The 19,828-nt window shown below is 56.9% G+C and carries 17 protein-coding genes; 11 read left to right on the top strand and 6 right to left on the bottom strand.

The window, feature by feature from the left end; all coding sequences use genetic code 11:
- Positions 1-182: 182 nt before the first annotated feature.
- Genes AC2FLU_RS19480 through AC2FLU_RS19455 form a run of 6 tightly spaced genes read left to right on the top strand, consistent with a single transcriptional unit; the run spans position 183 to position 5,601 of the window.
- A complete protein-coding gene (locus AC2FLU_RS19480; protein WP_209597154.1) occupies positions 183-632 on the top strand; it encodes a c-type cytochrome in 450 nt (149 codons plus the stop codon).
- A 16-nt stretch (positions 633-648) separates the two neighbouring features.
- Positions 649-2,016, top strand: coding sequence for a cbb3-type cytochrome c oxidase subunit I (locus AC2FLU_RS19475; protein WP_480477361.1), 1,368 nt, complete (start codon positions 649-651; stop codon positions 2,014-2,016).
- Positions 2,017-2,021: 5 nt separating this feature from the next.
- Positions 2,022-2,831, top strand: coding sequence for a CbbQ/NirQ/NorQ/GpvN family protein (locus AC2FLU_RS19470; RefSeq protein ID WP_480477359.1), 810 nt, complete (start codon positions 2,022-2,024; stop codon positions 2,829-2,831).
- 9 nt (positions 2,832-2,840) lie between these two features.
- Positions 2,841-4,763, top strand: coding sequence for a nitric oxide reductase activation protein NorD (locus AC2FLU_RS19465; RefSeq protein ID WP_496809436.1), 1,923 nt, complete (start codon positions 2,841-2,843; stop codon positions 4,761-4,763).
- Positions 4,760-5,308 (top strand): cytochrome c oxidase subunit 3, encoded by a 549-nt coding sequence (locus AC2FLU_RS19460; protein WP_480477355.1) that lies wholly within the window; start codon positions 4,760-4,762, stop codon positions 5,306-5,308. The genes AC2FLU_RS19465 and AC2FLU_RS19460 overlap by 4 nt, the downstream gene beginning before the upstream one ends.
- 5 nt (positions 5,309-5,313) lie before the next feature.
- Positions 5,314-5,601, top strand: coding sequence for a cytochrome C oxidase subunit IV family protein (locus tag AC2FLU_RS19455; RefSeq protein WP_496809435.1), 288 nt, complete (start codon positions 5,314-5,316; stop codon positions 5,599-5,601).
- A 52-nt stretch (positions 5,602-5,653) separates the two neighbouring features.
- Here the strand turns inward: AC2FLU_RS19455 and hemA are convergent, their stop codons facing one another.
- Positions 5,654-6,877: a 5-aminolevulinate synthase gene (gene hemA / locus AC2FLU_RS19450; RefSeq protein WP_496716505.1), complete on the bottom strand. Its 1,224-nt coding sequence runs from the start codon at positions 6,875-6,877 to the stop codon at positions 5,654-5,656.
- A 185-nt stretch (positions 6,878-7,062) separates the two neighbouring features.
- Between hemA and AC2FLU_RS19445 the strand changes: the two genes are divergently transcribed.
- The 3 genes from AC2FLU_RS19445 to AC2FLU_RS19435 all read left to right on the top strand — a co-directional run bounded on the left by AC2FLU_RS19445 (position 7,063) and on the right by AC2FLU_RS19435 (position 10,334).
- Positions 7,063-7,755: a Crp/Fnr family transcriptional regulator gene (locus AC2FLU_RS19445; RefSeq protein ID WP_480477349.1), complete on the top strand. Its 693-nt coding sequence runs from the start codon at positions 7,063-7,065 to the stop codon at positions 7,753-7,755.
- Positions 7,756-7,894: 139 nt separating this feature from the next.
- Positions 7,895-8,905, top strand: a complete 1,011-nt coding sequence (locus tag AC2FLU_RS19440; protein ID WP_480555366.1) for a D-cysteine desulfhydrase family protein — start codon at positions 7,895-7,897, stop codon at positions 8,903-8,905.
- Between the two features lie 184 nt (positions 8,906-9,089).
- On the top strand, positions 9,090-10,334 hold the full coding sequence (locus AC2FLU_RS19435) for a molybdopterin molybdotransferase MoeA (RefSeq protein WP_496809434.1): 1,245 nt from the start codon (positions 9,090-9,092) through the stop codon (positions 10,332-10,334).
- On the opposite strand, the gene AC2FLU_RS19430 is transcribed toward AC2FLU_RS19435, so the two are convergent.
- From AC2FLU_RS19430 to AC2FLU_RS19415, 4 genes are all read right to left on the bottom strand, one after another.
- Positions 10,331-12,751, bottom strand: coding sequence for a GcvT family protein (locus tag AC2FLU_RS19430; protein ID WP_496812085.1), 2,421 nt, complete (start codon positions 12,749-12,751; stop codon positions 10,331-10,333). The genes AC2FLU_RS19435 and AC2FLU_RS19430 overlap by 4 nt on opposite strands.
- Positions 12,752-12,902: 151 nt before the next feature.
- Positions 12,903-13,142, bottom strand: coding sequence for a hypothetical protein (locus tag AC2FLU_RS19425; RefSeq protein WP_209597175.1), 240 nt, complete (start codon positions 13,140-13,142; stop codon positions 12,903-12,905).
- A 135-nt stretch (positions 13,143-13,277) separates the two neighbouring features.
- Entirely contained in the window at positions 13,278-14,435 is a 1,158-nt protein-coding gene (locus AC2FLU_RS19420; protein WP_480477339.1) for an aromatic ring-hydroxylating oxygenase subunit alpha, read from the bottom strand.
- Between the two features lie 102 nt (positions 14,436-14,537).
- On the bottom strand, positions 14,538-15,443 hold the full coding sequence (locus AC2FLU_RS19415; protein WP_496715853.1) for a LysR substrate-binding domain-containing protein: 906 nt from the start codon (positions 15,441-15,443) through the stop codon (positions 14,538-14,540).
- A gap of 140 nt (positions 15,444-15,583) precedes the next feature.
- Here AC2FLU_RS19415 and AC2FLU_RS19410 point away from each other — a divergent pair, with 140 nt between their 5' ends.
- Positions 15,584-16,528 (top strand): PDR/VanB family oxidoreductase, encoded by a 945-nt coding sequence (locus AC2FLU_RS19410; RefSeq protein ID WP_496812084.1) that lies wholly within the window; start codon positions 15,584-15,586, stop codon positions 16,526-16,528.
- A 416-nt stretch (positions 16,529-16,944) separates the two neighbouring features.
- A complete protein-coding gene (locus AC2FLU_RS19405; protein WP_480606824.1) occupies positions 16,945-18,771 on the top strand; it encodes a BCCT family transporter in 1,827 nt (608 codons plus the stop codon).
- Positions 18,772-18,966: 195 nt separating this feature from the next.
- Here AC2FLU_RS19405 and AC2FLU_RS19400 read toward each other — a convergent pair whose 3' ends face one another.
- Positions 18,967-19,758 (bottom strand): FAD binding domain-containing protein, encoded by a 792-nt coding sequence (locus AC2FLU_RS19400; RefSeq protein WP_496812083.1) that lies wholly within the window; start codon positions 19,756-19,758, stop codon positions 18,967-18,969.
- Between the last annotated feature and the right edge of the window lie 70 nt (positions 19,759-19,828).

The raw sequence follows: 19,828 nt of genomic DNA, 5'->3' as shown, positions 1-19,828 counted from the left end.
AAAGTGTTCACAATTGCCTCAGATTTAAAGGCAATCCCAAGGTCATTTCGTTATTTTCGCTGTTTGCGGATGTCTGATCTCGTTCCTGAGGATACTTTAGAAGTCTTGACTTTCGTTAAGGCAGCCCTGTGACCTGCACGTCATGTTGCCTGCACTAGCTAATCTGCGCAAAGGAGAGCGCGATGCGAGAAGTCATGACAAAGAGCATGGCTCGCAATATTTTCTATGGCGGGTCACTGTTCTTCATCCTCATCTTTCTGGCTCTATCAGCCCATTCACACCTGTATATCGTCAATTCTGAAAATGCCGCGAAGCTCGACGAAAGTGTGGTTCGGGGTAAACATGTTTGGGAAAAACACGCCTGTATCAACTGTCACACGATCCTTGGTGAAGGGGCGTACTTTGCCCCTGAGGTCGGCAATGTGATGACACGTTGGGGCGTGTTGGACGACCCGGAATCGGCCTTTGAATCCCTCAAGGGCTGGATGGAGGCACAACCCACCGGCATTCCCGGTCGTCGGCAGATGCCGCAATTCAACCTCAGCGACGAAGAGATCCGGGATCTGACCAACTTCCTGATCTGGACGGACAATATCGACGCTCAGGACTGGCCGCCCAACGAGGCTGGCTGAGAAGGGGAATGGAGCAATGAAATACGAATCCCAAAAAATCGCCTATGCCTACTTTGCGGTAGCCATGGCACTGTTCGCGATACAGGTGATCGGCGGCCTGCTGGCCGGCTTCATCTATGTATTCCCGAACTTCCTGAGCGAGCTTCTGCCGTTCAACATCGTGCGGATGCTGCACACCAACGCGCTGATCGTCTGGTTGATACTGGGCTTCTTCGGTGCAGCCTACTTCCTTATTCCGGAAGAAGCCGAGCGTGAAATCCATTCGCCCAAGTTGGCTTATCTGCAGCTGATCATCCTTGTGGTCGGTACGTTGGGCGTGGTTCTGACCTATGTCTTCAACCTGTTCGAAGGCAACTGGCTGCTGGGCAAAGAAGGGCGCGAGTTCCTTGAGCAACCCAAATGGGTCAAGGCCGGTATCGTCGTCGCCGCGCTGATGTTCCTTTACAACGTGTCGATGACCGTTCTGAAGGGCAAGAAGACTGCAATCACCAATATCCTGTTGTTGGGCCTGTGGGGTCTGGCGCTGCTGTTCCTGTTTGCCTTCTACAACCCGGGCAACCTGTCCCTGGACAAGCAATACTGGTGGTATGTTGTCCACCTGTGGGTCGAAGGTGTGTGGGAACTGATCATGGCCTCAATTCTGGCCTACCTGATGCTGAAGCTGACTGGTGTGGACCGTGAGGTGGTTGAAAAATGGCTCTATGTCATTGTCGCCGCCGCGCTGTTCTCGGGCATTCTTGGAACAGGTCACCACTACTATTGGATCGGTACCCCCGGTTACTGGCAGTGGATTGGGTCGATCTTCTCAAGCCTCGAGGTGATCCCGTTCTTCGCAATGATGGCCTTTGCCTTCGTCATGGTCTGGAAGGGCCGTCGTGACCATCCCAACAAGGCCGCTCTGCTATGGTCTCTGGGATGTGCAACGCTTGCCTTCTTTGGTGCCGGCGTCTGGGGCTTCCTGCATACGCTGCACGGGGTGAACTATTATACCCACGGCACACAGATCACTGCGGCCCACGGTCACCTGGCCTTCTACGGTGCCTATGTCTGCCTCAACCTGGCGATCTTCAGCTATGCGATGCCGATCCTCAAGAACCGTGATCCTTACAATCAGGTGCTGAACATGGGATCGTTCTGGCTGATGACCAGCGGTATGGTCTTTATGACCTTCGTGCTGACCTTCGGCGGAACCGTGCAGACGCACATGCAACGTGTGGTCGGAGATTACTTCATGGACGTACAAGACCAGATCGCAATCTTCTACTGGATGCGTCTGGGTTCCGGTATCGTCGTGGTCCTTGGTGCGCTGCTGTTCATCTATTCGATCTGGGTTCCCCGGAAAGAAGTTATTGAACCCGGCGCCGCTGAAACCCCCGCGGAGTAATGGATATGGATGGCTCCATAAAACTGAAAGAGGGGGCGGCAAACGCCCCCTTCTACCTGCCCCAAGGCGATGAATGCGATGTGTTCACCGCGGCTTATAACAACGACTTGCCAGTTCTGCTGAAAGGTCCGACGGGCTGCGGAAAGACCCGCTTTGTGGCCCACATGGCCGCAAAACTTGGCCGCCCGCTTTATACCGTCGCCTGCCATGATGATCTGGCGGCTGCCGACCTGATTGGCCGTTATCTGCTGAAAGGCGGGGAAACCGTCTGGGTCGATGGCCCGCTCACCCGCGCAGTGCGCGAAGGGGCGATTTGCTACCTCGACGAGGTGGTCGAGGCCCGTAAAGACGTCACTGTCGTTCTGCACCCGCTGACCGATGACCGGCGCATCCTGCCAATCGACCGCACCGGCGAAGAGCTTGAGGCCGCACCTGGCTTCATGCTGGTGGCGTCGTACAACCCCGGTTACCAGAATATCCTGAAAACCCTGAAACCTTCGACTCGGCAACGCTTCATCTCTTTGGAGTTCGATTTCCCGTCCGCGCAGATGGAAGCCGAAGTGGTTGCACAGGAAAGCGGTCTGCCGCTGGAACGTTGCAAGCCGCTGGTGCGGCTGGCGGGTAAGTTGCGCGGGCTCAAGGGTCAGGATCTTGAGGAAGGCGTTTCCACCCGACTGGTTGTTTATGCCGCGACACTGATCGCACAAGGCATGTCCACCGACCGTGCCATCCTTGCCGCCATGATCGAACCTCTGACAGATGACGAGGATATCAAACGCGGGCTCCTCGATCTTGTTACGGCTGTCTTTGGGTGAGGCCGGCCGATGGTCAAGATCGATTTTGAGCCATGGGAACCCGAAGAAACGATCGGGAAACTGTGGCACACCCTTGCCAGCCGCCTCGATGCACCCCTGGTGCACGATGGAGCCGCGGTCGACCTCTCTGAGGTCGCGGGGCGGCTGGCCGTCCTCTTTCGAGGGCTGGGCGGTGGTCCGGGCGTAGAATTGCGCCCGGTCTCGCCCGAGGTTTCACACCACCGTCTGGGTTGGCGTCGTCGTCTGGCGACAGAGGCAGAACTGATGCCACGCGCCTCGTTCGACGGTGAAGTTCTGCGCCTACCGGACCGGCTGGCGGTTTTTCCAGCCCGCGAAGCAAACGGCGCGCTGTATGTCTGGCTGGCCGCTGCGGCTGCCCATGCCGGAACGCGAATTGATGAAGACGATCCGCTGCGCGCCGACTTGCGCGCGCTGATCGCCGCGCAGAGCATGGTTGATGCGACCCTGGACGACGCCCCCGGCCTGCGCCCGCTATATACCGAGCTTTGCAAGGGCGTGCTGCATCAGCGCGATATCCCCAACTTGCCACCGGTTGAGGCGGCAGTCGAAGAACTTATCCAACATAGGCTGGGTGACCCTCAACCGCTGTCGGCGAAAGCCGAGCAGCTTCTGACACTGGACGAGGACCTGATCGCCCCCCGCGGCTATCAGCCTATGCGCCCGGTTCCCCTATGGCCCGAACTGCGCGCGGTTGGCTTTTCCGAACATAACGAGGTGGAAAACCCCGAAACCGAAGGTCCGCCCGAGGAATCCGGCGAGAAAACCCACCGCGCCCGCCGTCGCAAATCGGATCAAGCCGAGCGCAGCGACAGTTTCATCCTGCACAAGTTCGAAGCCATCCTCAGCTGGGCCGAGTTCCTGAACATCAACCGCCGCATCGACGATGACGATCCCGACAACGCCAAGAAAGCGGCCGATGATCAGGAAGAGATTGGCCTGGGTCAGATATCAAAAGCCCCCCCAACGCGGCTGAAGCTGCACCTTGATCTGGCACCCGAGGATGTGAACCGCGAGCGTCTGTCCGGCCGCATCCTCTATCCCGAATGGGACGTGCGCTCGGGCCGGTATCTGCCAGATCACGTCAACGTCCTGCTGTCGGATGCAGATATCCGCGACGATGCTGCCGCGTTTGGCAAGGACCTAGCCACCGCTCGCCGCATCCGCGCGGTCAAACGCCAGTTCGAGGCGCTGCGCCCCGGTCGTGTGATGACACGCGGCCATCTTGATGGTGACCAGCTGGATATCGAAGCCGCCGTGCGTGCCGAAACTGACCGCATGGCCAGTGGCGAAAGCAACGACCGCATTTGGCAACAATCCCGCCCCGAGGCGCGCGACCTGGCAGTCTCGATCCTGCTGGATGTCAGCCGTTCCACTGAAAGTGCCGTAACCGGTCGCGCCGTGATCGACATTGAACGTGAAGCTCTGGCCGCTTTGGCCTGGGGCCTGAACGCCTGCGGCGACGATTTCGCCATTCATGCCTTCAGTTCGCTGAAACGTCAGCGCGTCTATATCCAGCGATGCAAACGGTTTGATGAACCGATGGGTGCCAAAGTTGAACAACGTATCGCATCGCTGCGACCCGGTCATTACACACGACTTGGGGCCGCGATCCGCCACTGTTCAAAGGATCTGGCAAGCCAGACCCGCAAACGCCGCCTGTTGCTGGTGATCACCGATGGCAAACCCAATGACCTTGACCATTACGAAGGGCGCCACGGTATTGAAGACACCTGCATGGCCGTGCGCGAAGCACGCCGCGCCGGGCAATCGGTTTTTGGCGTTACCATCGACAAAACTGGCAAAAGCTGGTTCCCGCGCATGTTCGGACAGGGTGGGTTTGCGGTTATCCCTGACCCACACCGCCTGACCATGGCCCTACCGCAGATCTACCGCCAACTGGTCGGAGCATGAGCGAAACCTCTTTCATCGACGAGCTTCCGGGCGAATTGCTGATGTGGGTTCTGATTATCAGTGAGCTGCTGGTTTTTGGTGCCGGGCTGATCGCGTTCATGGGCGTTCGCCTGACCGACCCCGCAGGCTTTGCCGAGGCGCAGTCGCATCTTTATCGAACAGGGGCAGCCTTCAATACTGCAATACTGGTCACATCTGGTTATCTGGCCGCACAGGCCCTGAACTGGCGCCGCGCAGCATTCCGGTTCAAGGCCAGGCTGGCCCTGACAGGTGCGGCTGTACTTGGGATTGCATTCCTGGTTGTCAAAAGCGTGGAATACGCTGGAAAGGCGGGGCAAGGCATTACCTATGAAACCCACCCGTTTTTCATGTTCTACTACCTGTTGACGGGGTTTCACGCGGCGCATGTTCTGGCCGGGGTGGGTATCCTGTTGCTGGTCGCGTGGCGCGATGATCCTCGTAACATCGAAGCGGGCGCACAGTTCTGGCACATGGTCGATCTGGTCTGGATCCTGCTGTTTCCCGTGATTTATCTTCTGGGATAACCAAGATGTCGGCAATTTCATCTTTTGCTAAATACTCCCGCCGGAGGCGTCCGAACTCGCTCACCAGCGCATGGCTGGTGCTTCTGGCACTCAGTCTAGCCTCAACGCTTTTGACCCTGATGAAAACGCTTGGCGGACTCATTGCAGGTGGTATCCTGCTCCTTGCCCTGATCAAAGCCCGTGTGATCCTGGCCCGATATCTGGACCTGGCTGAAAGCCCGGGCTGGCTGCGGGGTTTCACCATGGTTTTGACGGGGTTCTCTGCTGTGATCTTCGCACTTTACCTGATCTGAAAAAAGCCGCCCCAAAAGGGGCGGCAGGTTACCAAGCAAAGGGACGCTTAGGTTATTGTGCGGCCATTGGCATCCGCGCGATCTGACAGCGCTGCCACAGCGCCGACAATGCGCCCACCAGATGATCGATATCCTCGTCCGTATGAACGGGTGACGGTGTGATCCGCAGGCGCTCGGTTCCTTTTGGAACTGTGGGATAGTTGATCGGCTGAATGTAGATGCCAAACTCCTCAAGCAGGGTGTCTGAAATGAACTTGCACTTCACCGGGTCGCCGACCATTACCGGGATGATATGGCTGGGGTTGGGCAAATGCGGAATGCCCTCGGCATCCAATCGGGCGCGTACCTGCGCAACACGGGTTTTTTGCAAATCACGCTCGGCACTCGAATGCTTCAAATGCCGGATCGATGCGGCGGCACCCGCTGCAATCGATGGGGGTAGGGCAGTGGTGAAGATGAAACCACTGGCAAAGCTGCGGACAAAATCACACAGCGCGGCTGAGGCCGCGATATACCCACCAACCACGCCGAACGCTTTGCCCAACGTGCCTTCGATGACCGTCAGGCGATCCATCAATCCTTCGCGTTCGGCAATTCCGCCCCCGTGCGGGCCGTAAAGGCCGACGGCATGAACCTCGTCCAGATAGGTCATCGCGCCGTACTTGTCCGCCAGATCGCAGATTTCCTTGATGGGGGCGATATCGCCATCCATGGAATAAACCGATTCAAAGGCGATCATCTTGGGTGCGTTGGGATCAGCTGCGGCCAGTTTGGCGTCCAAATCCGCCAGGTCGTTATGTTTCCAAATCACCTTCTGGGCACGCGAATGCCGGATACCTTCGATCATCGAGGCGTGGTTGAGCGCATCAGAAAACACGATCAGCCCGGGAATTCGCGCGGCCAATGTCCCCAAAGCAGCCCAGTTCGACACATATCCCGAAGTGAACAGCAATGCCGCTTCTTTCCCATGCAGATCGGCCAGCTCAGCCTCAAGCAGAACGTGATCATGCGTGGTGCCCGAGATATTGCGCGTACCGCCAGCGCCTGCTCCACAGCGTTCCAGTGCGTCGTGCATGGCAGAGACCACCGAAGGGTGCTGCCCCATGCCCAGATAGTCATTGGAGCACCAGATCCGCACATCCCGCTGGACCGGTCCGTCGGTTTGGCGCGCGTTCGGAAACGCGCCACAGCGGCGTTGCAGGTCGATGAAAATCCGGTAGTTGCCTTCGTCTTTCAAAGTGTCGAGGCTGTGGCTAAAAAATTGCTCGAAGTCCATCTGGCGTGCTCCCCGGATAACTGAAATTTCGTTGAACCTATGCCAGTGGTTCGCGCCCTTACATGACAATAGTCAAGTTGGAGACCGAGAAAAGGGTGGCACCCCCGCGCTGGCTTTGGCATAGCATGTCACGGGGTTGATCATCCGGGGGTGTTCCCGGAACGGACGAATAAGGGGCTGCCTTCTTGTCACACGAGGCACAAAAGATAGTTGCACGGCAGTCACTGCTCTTGCGAAGCCTGCCAGAGCAACACGTCGATACTCTGCTGCGTCAGGCCGTCTGGCGGCAATACGACCGGGGCGAGACAATCTTTCTGCAAGAGGAAGAAGCCAGGGCCGTACATGTTGTACTGGCTGGTTGGGTCAAGCTGTTTCGCATTTCCCCGACCGGTGCCGAAGCCGTGGTGAGTGTTTTCACGCGCGGTGAAAGCTTTGGTGAAGCCGTTGCGCTGCGCAATGTGCCCTATCCCGTTTCGGCCGAGGCGGTATCTCCCTGCGAGATCATGCACATTCCAAGTCCGGTGCTGCTGTCGCTGATGAAGCAAGATCCGGAAATCTGCGTGTCGATTCTGGCGGCCACATTCACGCACCTGCATTCCCTTGTGGCGCAGCTCGAACAGCTCAAGGCCCAGACAGGTGCGCAGCGTGTCGCGGAATTCCTGCTGAATCTGTGTGATAGCGATGCCGGCCAGTGCGAAGTTGAACTGCCGTATGACAAGATGCTGATCGCCGGACGTCTGGGGATGAAACCCGAAAGCCTGAGCCGAGCGTTTTCGAGGTTGAAACCAGTCGGGGTGAAGATCAACCGAAACCACGCGGAAATTGCAGACATGGATGTATTACGGAATTACGCGGAAAGCGACCCGAGCGAGAAATAGAGCCGTGTGGCTGTTTCTCTGGGCAGTAAACTGGCCATTTCCGGTCTGCGATCTTTCCGGCAATCACTATCCTTACTATTCTTGCTGGATATGCCCTATTCGGCGCGATCCTGAATGGGTGAGGTGATGGAACGCAGACATGACGATTGAACAGAAACTAGCCGGTTATCCCCGCGCGAGACTGATGACAGCTGCCACGCCGGTCGAACGGCTTGATCGTCTGTCCGACCAGCTTGGTCTGGAACTGTGGATCAAACGGGATGATCTGACAGGGTTGAGCTTTGGCGGCAACAAAACCCGGCAGCTTGAGTTCTATATGGGTGAGGCACAGAAACAGGGGGCAGACACCATTCTGATCACCGGAGCTGTGCAGTCCAATTTCGTGCGCACGGCTGCCATGGCTGCGTCGAAGCTTGGGATGGAGGCCGTGCTTCAATTGGAAGAGCGTGTGCCCGATATGGGAGAGCACTATTATTCCTCGGGGAATGTTCTTCTGGCCCGGATTCTGGGTGCCGAGCACATGCACTACCATACCGGAGAAGACGAGGCCGGGGCCGACAATGCCCTTCACGTGCGGGCAGATCAGCTGATCGCTGAAGGCCGAAAGCCATATGTAATTCACTTGGGCATCGATCATCCGCCCTTGGGGGCGTTGGGTTATGTGGCCGGGGCTGCCGAACTACTGGATCAGATCGCCGATTTCGACGTCGCAGTGGTGCCATCCGGCAGCGGTTCGACCCACGGCGGGTTTCTGGCCGGGCTGCGTCTGACTGGCAACACGGCACCTGTTTACGGCATCTGCGTTCGCCGCGACCGTCGCCAGCAACATGCGCGGTTGCAAAAGGTATTGGAACGGTTGGCGGGTATGATGGAGTTTGACCCGGCTCTGGTCATGAAAGACATCCTCACATGGGACGGCGCATTACCTCCTGGATATGGGCGGATAGGCCCGTCCACACGGAAGGCGCTTGCACTGATGGCGCGCGCCGAGGGTATTTTTCTGGATCCGGTCTACTCGGCCAAAACATTTGCGGGTTTGTTGGAATTACGTGAAAACGGCACCATTCAACAGGGTCAGAAGGTTGTGCTGTTGCATACGGGTGGGCAACCGGCGCTGTTTGCATATCAGGAAGAGCTGATCCCGGCCTGAGAGCCATCCGAGAAGCCACTGTATACTAAGTCGCGATTAGCCAGCCAACCCGTGGTTTCGAAGCGCGCCACACGGTGACACGTGACCTATGTCAATGACAGTACCGCGGATGTCGTGTCGGTTGAGCGAACCTAGCCCACCTTAGAATGGGTGGAAGATATGTTCGCAGAGTTGGAGGCTGGATATGGCTGATGGATGCGGCTGTGATCGACACGTGCATATGTATCTGAGCGTGGATGAGGCCCTGCACCGTGGCCTGTCCGCTGCTGATCCGATCACAGAAACGGAAACGCTGCCTTTGGCCGCTGCAATAGGGCGAATATTGGCCCGCGACTGTTTCAGCAAGGTCGATATGCCCGCTTTCGACAATTCGGCAATGGATGGTTATGCGGTTCGAACCGCAGATCTTGGCGATGACGACCTGTTCCAGATGCCGGTGGAGGGTCGCATCGCGGCGGGGGACAGCGGGTCTCATGCTGCACCTGTCGGCAGCGCGGTGAGGATTTTTACCGGAGCGCCTGTTCCTTCTGATTACGACGCCATCGTCATGCAGGAAGATTGTGATGTTGTAGAGGGGCAAATTCGCTTCAGCCGCCGTCCAAAGCCCGGGCAACATATCCGGCGTGCCGGTGAAGACCTTCATGCCGGAGCGTCGATCCTGCGGCGCGGCTGCGAGATTGGCCCGCGCGAGGTGGCAGCCCTTGCATCCGCCGGGTATGGCGAGGTCGTGGTTCTCCGCAAGCTGAAGGTTGCGATCTTTTCAACCGGCAGTGAGTTGCGCCAACCGGGTGAGCCCCTTGGCCCGGGGCAGATCTATAACTCGAACCGTTACATGCTGCTTGCGCTGTTGCAGAAGCCCTGGATTGAACTCACGGACCGGGGGTCGGTTGAAGATGACCCCGCGCTTTTGAAACAGGTCTTGCTGGACGCGACTGAAACCTCTGACCTGATCATCACGACCGGTGGTGTTTCTGTCGGCGATGAGGATCATATGCCGCGTCTGTTCACTGAGATCGGTGGCGTGACGGATGTGATGAAAGTCGCAATGAAACCGGGCAAGCCGATCATGTTTGGTCGGCGTGGCGGTGCACTTTACATCGGCCTTCCAGGCAACCCGGTTTCTGCTTTTGTGACCTGGCAGATAATCGGATCGCAGATGATGGCGCGCCGCGCCGGTCTGCACCACACCCCGCAGGCAGCCGTACAGGCAGTTCTGTCGGAACCCTTGCACCGCACCGCGGGCCGTCAGGAATATCGCCCGGTTCAGATTGACGGTCACACACCGGACGGACGGCCCCGATTGCGTCTGATGGAACCGTCCTACAGTGGTCGTGTTGCTTTGCTTGCACAAGCGGATGGATTGGCGATCATCCCGGCAGAGGTGACGGAATACCCCGAAGGACAAGGCCTTGAGCTATTGCGGTTTTAAGCCCTAAGCGCTTTTCCCGCGGCATCAAAGGGCGGTTCATGCAGGATCGTGGCCCTGTGCGGTCGCCCCAGAACCATAACCTCGACCTCATCACCTGGCTGGGCGTTTTTTACATATCCCAAGGCCAACGACATTCCGACAGTGTAGCCATAGGTGCCCGAGGTCACTCGGCCGATCCCTTCACCGTTCTTGAAGATCGGCTCACCACCTGTTGCATCCGCGTTAGATGCTGTCACATCCGCTTCGTTCAGGTGTAGAACCACCAGGTGTTCCCGGGCCGGGTTCTGCAACACTTTCTGCGCAGCCGCTTTGTTGAGGAAGTCCTTTTCGAATTTGCAGAGGCGATCAAGACCCACTTCATGCGGCCAGTACTCCGGGCTGTATTCGCGGCTCCAAGACCCATAGCCCTTTTCGACCCGCATAGACATCAGTGCCCGGCTGCCAACAGGGCCAGCCCCGAACTCTTTGCCTGCCTCAATCAAGGCATTGTACAGTCGTGCTTGATCTTGGGTGGCGCAATGCAGCTCCCACCCCAGGTCGCCAGTAAAGGAGACGCGCAGGGCAAGAACCTGAACTCCCGCCAGCTCAATCTTGGCGGACCGCATGAACGGGAAATCTTCGGTTGCGAGCGATGTGTTGGTCAGAAGTTGCAGGATGTCGCGGGACCTAGGGCCGGCCACGTTAAAGCCGCACATCGTTTCGGTTTTGCTTTCGAAAGTGGTTCCCTCAGGCAGCGGAACCTGTTTGAAGAAGCGCTTGTGATACCGCTCTGCCATGCCCGAGCCAATCACCCAGAACTCGTCATCAGCTACGCGGGTAACTGTAAAGTCGCCTGCAATACCGCCGCGTTTCGAGATCAGCGGGGTCAGGCAGGATCTGCCGACGGTTTTGGGCATGGTATTGGCAAAGACGGCGTTCAACCAGTCTGCCGCACCCGGACCCTTGCAGAGATACTTGGCGAAGTTCGAGATATCGATGATCCCGGCACGGTCGCGCAACATCCTGCATTCCTCACCCACCGGTCCCCACCAGTTCTGACGGGTAAAGCCATTGGTATCTTTGGTGCCGGGCGTTGCGGCAAACCACAGCGGATGTTCCCAACCGGCGTTCAGGCCAAAAACCGCACCCATGGCCTTCTGCGCCTCGTAGATCGGGCGAACCCGTGCCGGACGACCGGCGCTGCGTTCTTCATTGGGGAAATGGATCGCGAACCGATGACTGTACTGATCTGCCACGCGCGCTTTGGTGAACGCCTTGGTGGCCCAGTTGTCAAAACGCGCCAAATCCCAGGCGAACATATCGTATTCCGTTTCACCCTCGATGATCCACTGCGCCGCCATCAGGCCCATGCCGCCCGATTGCGAGAAGCCGGGGATGATACCGTTGCAGCAGAAATAGCCGTCGACCTCAGGCACCGGCCCCATCAGAACATTTGAATCCGGTGACCAGATCATCGGGCCGTTGATGACACGCTTGATCCCGGCTTCACCAACCGCAGGCAAGCGTTCGATGGCGTTCATCATGTTCTCTTCGATCCGCTCCAGATCATCAGGGAACAGGTCGTGGGCAAAATCCAGCGGCGTGCCTTCTTCGGCCCAGAACCTCATATCTTTCTCATAAGCGCCGACCAGCAGGCCGTTGCCTTCCTGACGCAGGTAATACTCGCCATCCCGGTCTGATACAGATGGCAGACGGGTGCCGTGGCTTTTCACATCAGCCATGGATTCGGTTACGAAATACTGGTGCTCTGTAGGTTGCAGCGGCAGTTCGATTCCGGCCAGTGCCGCAACCTCGCGCCCCCACAGGCCCGCTGCGTTCACCACCCAGCGTGTCCTGATGTCACCTTTTGGCGTTCTGACGATCCAGCTGCCATCCTCCTGCCGCTCGGTTGCAGTGACCGGCGTGAAACGGTGAATCTGCGCCCCGCGTTGACGTGCGCCGACCGCATAGGCGTTGGTCACACCCGACGGGTCCACATTGCCGCCATCGGGTTCGAACATCACGCAACGGATGCCGTCGTAATTGACCAGCGGGTTCAGCTTTTGGGCTTCTTCGATGCTGATCTCATAGAAGTTCATGCCATACAGTCTGGCCTTTGCGGCCTGTAGCTTCAGCTGATGTTCGCGCTCTTCTGTCTGGGCCAGGTATAGCGAGCCGGGCTGGAATACGCCGCAGCTTTGACCGGTTTCAGCTTCCAGCGCTTTATACAGGCTCATCGTGTAATGCTGGATGCGGCTGATATTGGTACTGTCGTGCAATCCGTGAATGTTGGCGGCTGCGTGCCATGTTGACCCCGAGGTCAGCTCGTCCCGCTCCAACAGAACTACATCGGACCATCCCAGTTTGGTCAAATGATACAGGATCGAGCACCCGATCACTCCTCCGCCGATGACCACGGCCTGAGCTTCGTTTCGCATTTTGGCTATCTCGCGCGTTTTCGTTCGCGCTTGTTCTTCCATGAAGACTGGCCCATCGACAATGTCGACAAAATTCGAGATCGAATGAAGTCAGCTAAACTCAAATTTGGAGAATGCCTGACGGCGCAATACGCTTAAGCAAACGAATTCGTCAGAACGTCAATCGGTGTGCGCGGCCACGTTCAAACAGCTTTAGGTTCAACTCATCTGCTTCCGGCGCGCCATATTCCAACGCAAACACAAATGCGTGGGTCAGGTAGAAACACGAGGCTTCATGATGCTGGCGCTCTTCGGCCAGAATCGCCGCTTGGTGATACAGCCGGATCAATGCGGGTACATCTTTTTCCGCATGGGCCCGCAAGAGTTGTTTGTCGAGTTCGTCCAGATCCACTGTGACCCTTTCGGTGAATTCACACCGGCTGCCCAATACTAAAGAAAAGACGGCAACGCCGTCCCGTCTATAGTGTTTGCAACCGACCCGCGATCTGGTCAGTCAGGCCTGACCAGATCGACTTTTCAGGATTGCTTACGCTTCAGCGCGGGCTTTTTCGATCTGCGTGGCCACCCAATGGTGAAAACAATGGGTCGGGCCGTCCATCGCGGGCGAGAAACGACCGCCATCGAATTTCACGCCGTGACGGCCTTTCTGCATGCCTTCAACCACAAAGACGTCTTCCTCGAACACCGTCTTCCACAGTTGCGCGTTCTTGGCACGCAGTGCTTCGTGTTCGGGCGCGTCTTCGGGTTTTTTGGCGTAGTAGAGCTCAATCCGTTCGTTCGAACGCTCATGCGTGATCGGATCGATGAGGAAAGCAAAGCCGTGGTCACGCTGAACACCCAGCAGGGTATTCGGGTAAACGACGATATATTCCGCGCCGTCAGTCCACTGCTCACTCAGGTTCTCGAAATCATCCAGCTTTTCGCCATCGTGACCCTCGAACTGGCGGTAGACATAGGTGCCCTGACCCGAATACTTGCCCAGTTCGTTGATGTTGTAGTGATCTTCCAGACGCGAATAGCTGTTCAGGCCGGGGTGAACCCAAGGCAGGTGATAGCTTTCGCAGTAGTTTTCAACAGCCAGTTTCCAGTTCGAGTTCAACTCAAGATAAACCGATGCGCCAGCGCCACCGTGATACATTGGTTGATCGAATTCTTTCCAGCGTTCCATCAACTCGCCATGGACATTTTCGAATTCCGGAGCATCGCCGCTGACATTGACAAAGACAACATCCCGCCAGACATACGAGCGGATGCGGATAAGGCCCAACTCGGCGAAATCTAGATCCTCATGGGTGTTTTGCCCAGGGCCCCCGACATGAGGGGCAGTCCGCAGTTCACCATTCAAGCCATAGCACCAGCTGTGATAGGGGCAGCGGATCGCGCCGCGGATTTTTTGCGGCTTGTCGACCAAAATCATGCCGCGGTGGCGACAGGTGTTCTGGAACACGCCGATCTGACCGTCGCGATCGCGTACCATCAACAGCGGCACACCCAGGAAATCGATCGGATACGCATCTCCCGCCTCTGGAATGTCTTTGCCAAAGCCGATGCCGGACCAGTTCGCAAACAAGACCGCATCCCGTTCTTCGGCAAAAACTGCGGGATCAATATAATGCTCGTTCGGCAGACCCTTTGCGGTGTTTACCGGTGTCAGAACAGACGAAAGCGGTGCGTGCTTGTTCATCGGCCACTCCTGAGTGATTTGAATGAGTTTATCGCTGCATCCATTGGCGGCCGAGGCCGCCCACGTTCAATACTAAAAAACCTAATGGCAAATTGAGGCAGGCTAAACCGAACCTTCAGACAGTTCGTTAAGCAACCAATTCTTGAGAGCCAGCGCCCCTTCCGAAAGCTGATCGTCCGGACGACCGACAAGATAGAAATTATCCGGGGCGGGCAGGCTGAATTCCTCTAATGCGACGAGTTTCCCTGATGCGAGCATGGGCTGGACCAGACGTTTCCACCCCAGCGCAAGACCCGCCCCTTTACGCGCCACCTGAAGGGCAAGCGCATAGCTGTTCACCCGCGATTCCACGGGAACAACCCCAGAAAACCCGAGGTCGTGGAACCAGGATGACCAGGTCGTCCAGGTACTGTCCTGCGTTTCAAGATGGATCAGCCGCCGCTGCACGAGGTCTTCAAGGCTGGCCCCTTTAAGGTCCGCGGCCATCTGGGGGCTGCAAACGGGTGTCAGGATATCGCGATACAGTTTCGTGTGCGTGAGTTGCGCGTTCGCGTCCCGGCCATAGCGGATGAACAAGTCGATATCCGGCCGGTCCGTGAACGCCTTGTCCTGCGCCATCTGGTTCACTTTCACGTGCGGATAATCTTGCCAGAACCGGATGACAGACGGTGACAGCCAAAGTGCGGCGACGGCAGTGGTTGACCCAACGGTTACGTGGTTCTCGACATCGTTGCTGCGAATCTTTTCAAGTACCTTTGAAATCTGCCTGAACGAAGCGCCGAGTGCCTCAAACAGGTCTTGCCCATCCTCGGTCAGTTCCACACCGCGGTGCTTTCGGACAAAAAGTGCCGCGCCCAGCTCACCTTCCAGCGCCTTAATCTGATGACTGACGGCACCCGGCGTCACGGAAAGCTCACTCGCGGCTTCCTTGAAGCTGAGATGCCGAGCGGCGGCTTCAAAGGCCGATAAAGTCGTAAGAGGGGGAAGGTTGTAGTGGCGTCGAGACATGGAGGTTTGTCGGCTTTTGAACTCTGGGTGAGCTCAATTCACCCGAATGTTAGAAATTTTGCAATTGAAATCTATCTTTTTTCCTGTTGTTTGCTGAACGACGCAGAATGTACGCCACGTGAGACCGAACAGGACAAGTGATGGATACTCAAGTCGCCCGCCTTGTGCGAAAAACGCCGCTCAGCCCCGACACCTCTGACTTCTGTTTCGAGATCGAAAGCGGGCGCTTCACCAGCCTCGAGCCCGGAGCGCATGTGGACATCCATCTTGAAGACGGTCTGATACGGCAATACTCGCTGTGGAGCTGGAGCCAGGATGGACGCCTGATCAACGTGGCCGTCAAACGCGAAGACAAGGGGCGAGGCGGGTCACTGGCGATGCATGACCTGCAAGAGGGCGCGACCGTGGAAATCGGCGGCCCCCGCAACCACTTCAAACTTGAAAGCCATGATCGGCACGTCACTTTGATCGCTGGCGGCATCGGGGCCACTCCACTGGTTGCAATGGCACGTGAGCTGCTGAACCGAGGGCAGGATTTTCGTGTCTATTATCTTGTTCGATCAAAAGAATACGCGGCGATGGATGCACAATTCCGGGCGCTTGGACTTGATGAATGGTATCATTTGCATTGTGATAACACAGACGGGGTGTTCGATCTGAGATCTGTCATGCAATCGATGCCGATGGGCGCAGACGTATATACCTGCGGCCCTGAACCGATGCTGAATGCGGTACTGGAGGCTGGTGCCTTGCTGCGCGGCGGCGCGATACACTTTGAACGGTTCGCCGCCGCGTCGGACATTGAACATGCCCCGAACGCCGATTTCCAGATCGAGATCCAGTCGACTGGTGCGATCTATCCCGTTGGCAAGGACCAATCCATTCTGGAGGTTTTGCAGGCCAATGGTGTGCAGGTTGATTTCGGCTGCTCCGAAGGGCTTTGCGGAACCTGTATCATTGATGTCGTTTCCGGCGAAGTCGATCATCGCGACGGTATACTTACTCCGCAAGAGCAGGAAACGCATGAGTTCCTGTGCACATGCGTTTCGCGAGCCAAGTCGGACAAACTGGTATTGAAACTGTAGAAGGAACCACAATCACGCCCTTTACTTGTTCTCGCTAACACGTGTTTCGAGTAACCGAGAGCGTCGTTTCGAGTAGCATAAGGGTCGGAATCTTGGGTGAGCTGCCCTAACCTCTGTCATAGGTTTCCCCGAATTGAAGGGCGCAACCACTTCTTGCGAAGCTGCAACCAGGTTCAACGGCAGACAGACTTGCCACTTCGAGCCAACAGCTTTTGCAAGCGAGAACAATCCGGGAGGAAAAGAGCGGTGGGCGATCCCACATGGTGTGTGGTCTTCCCCGTAAGTCTCAGCTGAGTTGCAGTCAACTCGCTGATCGTTTGGTGCATTGGGCATGTTATTTTCGCCGTCCCGCGCGGTGCACCCCAAGCCAAAATCAGAAGAACAAGAAATGGCGAACACACGGAGGAAAACGCAATATGTCGATACCCGATCCATTCACGGACGTTGAGATAAAGACGGCGGATGCCGGTTTTTACGAAAATTACAGCGTCCCAATTGCCCTGATCAGCAAGTCCATCATGGTCGCGCTGGTTTTGTGGGCACTGATCTTCCCAGCAAACGCAAACGGTACGCTTGGCAGCCTGAACGGGCGGTTGCTTGAGCTTTTCAACAGCTTCTACATTGTCATTGTCGGGTTGTTCCTCGTTTTTCTGGCCGTTGTCGCCGCTATTCCATCCACGGGTCGCCGTGTGATGGGAACACCCGGTGAAAAGCCCGAGTTTTCGAACTTCTCATGGTTCTCCATGATGTTCGGCGCCGGCCTGGGTGTTGGTCTGATGGTTTTTGCAACCGCAGAACCGTTGGGGCTGTGGGGTTCGAACCCCGAAGTCGTGTCCGAGGCGGTCGTGGGAAATACACCCGAAGCACTGCAGTCGGCTTACCGATATACCTTCTTGCACTACGGGTTTCACGCTTGGGCCATCTATGTGGTTACCGGGTTGTCGCTGGCATATTACGCTTATACCCGCGACATGCCTCTCACCATCCGCTCGGCGCTGACGCCCCTGTTTGGCCGCTTCGTCAATGGCTTCTTCGGCCATGTGGTTGACGTTTTGGGCGTTGTTGCAACGATCCTCGGTGTTTCTGTCACCATCGGCTATGGTGTCAGCCAATTCATCGACGGGCTTTATGCCATCACCGGTATGGAATGGGTCATGGATCTGGGTGGCGAAGTTCCAACCCCAAGCAAAGTGGGTCTGATCGCCGGTCTGGTCATCATCATGAGTCTGTCGATTATTTCGGCCGTATCAGGCGTTGGTCGTGGTGTTAAATACCTGTCGAACCTGAACCTCGTATTGTCGATCATCCTGTTGGGCACATTTATCGTCTTCGGCTCGTTCGTCTTTGCCATGACCACTTATGGCACAGCAATGGTCGACTATATTCTGCATATCCTGTCGCTCAGCTTTAACGCCTATGGTCCACTGTCAGTTGAAGCCTTCGCTGCGGCTCTGCCCGCCGAAGCACAAGCCCATGCCAATGATCTGATGGGCGGAGCTACCAATGCGTGGGGCAGCTTTGACGGTTTCAAGAGCGGCCTGGAAGGGGCAGCAGCCGAGTTGGATGAAGCAACGCTGGCGGCCGTTTATGCGGCGGGTGAGCAGGGGCGTCAGTTCGGCTGGCAGTCGGGCTGGACCACGTTCTACTGGGCCTGGTGGATCGCGTTCTCGCCCTTTGTGGGCTTGTTCCTTGCCCGTATTTCGAAAGGACGGTCTGTCCGCGAGTTCATCGTGGGTTGCGTGTTCGCTCCGGCGTTGGTGTGCTTTGCTTGGATGACGGTTTTGGGCGGCACCGCGATCGACCTGGAACTGGCAGGCGCTGCAGAAGGTGCGATCGTCGGAGCATCAAACACCAACAAGCTGTTCGTGACCCTGTCTTACATGATTGACGGAGGTCTGTTGTCATTGCTGAACGTGATGTGCGTGATCCTGATCATGACATTCCTCGTCACGTCGGCAGACTCGGGCATTCTGGTGATGAACACCATCATGTCGGGCGGCAGCCAGGAGACGGGCATCAAGCACCGCATCATCTGGGGTGTCATCCTGACGGCTGTGATTGGCGCGCTGGTCCTCGCAGCGGGCGAAAACAACCCGATGGATGCTTTGCGAAACGCAATGATCATCGGAGCACTGCCCTTTACTGCTGTAATGGGTTTGATGTGTATTGCATTGGCCAAAGCTTTGTTCCGAGACAGTCAGCGTGACAAACATGCCGCTACAGGTGCACAAGCCGCCGAATAAGCAAATGCTTAGCTTATGACGTGATCAGGCCGTCTGGAATTGGGCGGCCTGATTTTTTTTGCGTAGACACTGGCCACGACCCTCAAACAACGAAAAGGTGCTGGCCAGCCCGACTGTGGCGAGACACCAAAACCATATCTCAACGAAAAAGCCCCGGTAAAAACCGGGGCTTTTGAGCATCATTTCGTGAAATTCCTACATGCAGGCTTCAACGGCGCGTTTGGTCATGATCGACACAAGATGCGCCCGGTATTCCTTGCTGCCATGTAAATCAGCTATCATGTTGGCGGGGTTAATCCGAAGGTCCATCAAGGCGTCCGGGCGAAACTCCTTGTTCAGCGCCTGCTCGGCTTCGCTCCAACGGAAGACGCCATCCTCACTTGCCCCGGTCACCGCCACGCGCACGCCGTCCGTGAAACGGGCCAAATATACCCCAACAAGTGCAAACCGCGATGCTGGTTGCAGGAATTTTTGATAGCTTGCCGCCTGCGGAACCGGAAAGCGGATCGAGGTGATGATCTCTCCTTCATCCAGGGCTGTGGTGAACATGCCTTGAAAAAAGTCATCTGCCGCAATTTGACGCGCGTTGGTCACCACGGTTGCGCCCGATCCCAGCACACCCGCCGGATAACAGGCTGCCGGGTCATTGTTCGCAACCGAACCACCGATGGTTCCACGATTGCGCACTGCCGGGTCGCCAATTTGTCCAGCCAATGCCGCCAGCGCGGGATAAGACCCCGCAACGTCGCGAGCAACGACAGCGTGAGGTGTTGCACCCCCAACAGAGACCGAGCCGTCATCATCAACGCAGACGCCTTGCATCTCGGCAATGCCGCTCACCGACACCAGTTTGGACGGTGCCGCCAACCGTTGCTTCAATGTCGGGATCAGCGTTTGTCCGCCTCCCAACGCCTGCGCATCCTCTGCTGCCAATGCTGCAACCGCGTCAGCAATGGTCGAGGGCTTCTCAAACTCGAAATTGTACATTTCGTTCTTCCTTTCCGAAAGGCGCTGATCCGCCCTTCATCTGGCTATAAATATCCCGGGGAGCGCGAGG

The organism is Ruegeria sp. SAZD013 (assembly GCF_059612525.1).
Note: the sequence above shows the minus strand (reverse complement) of the source record. Positions and strands in the feature narration are given on the sequence as shown.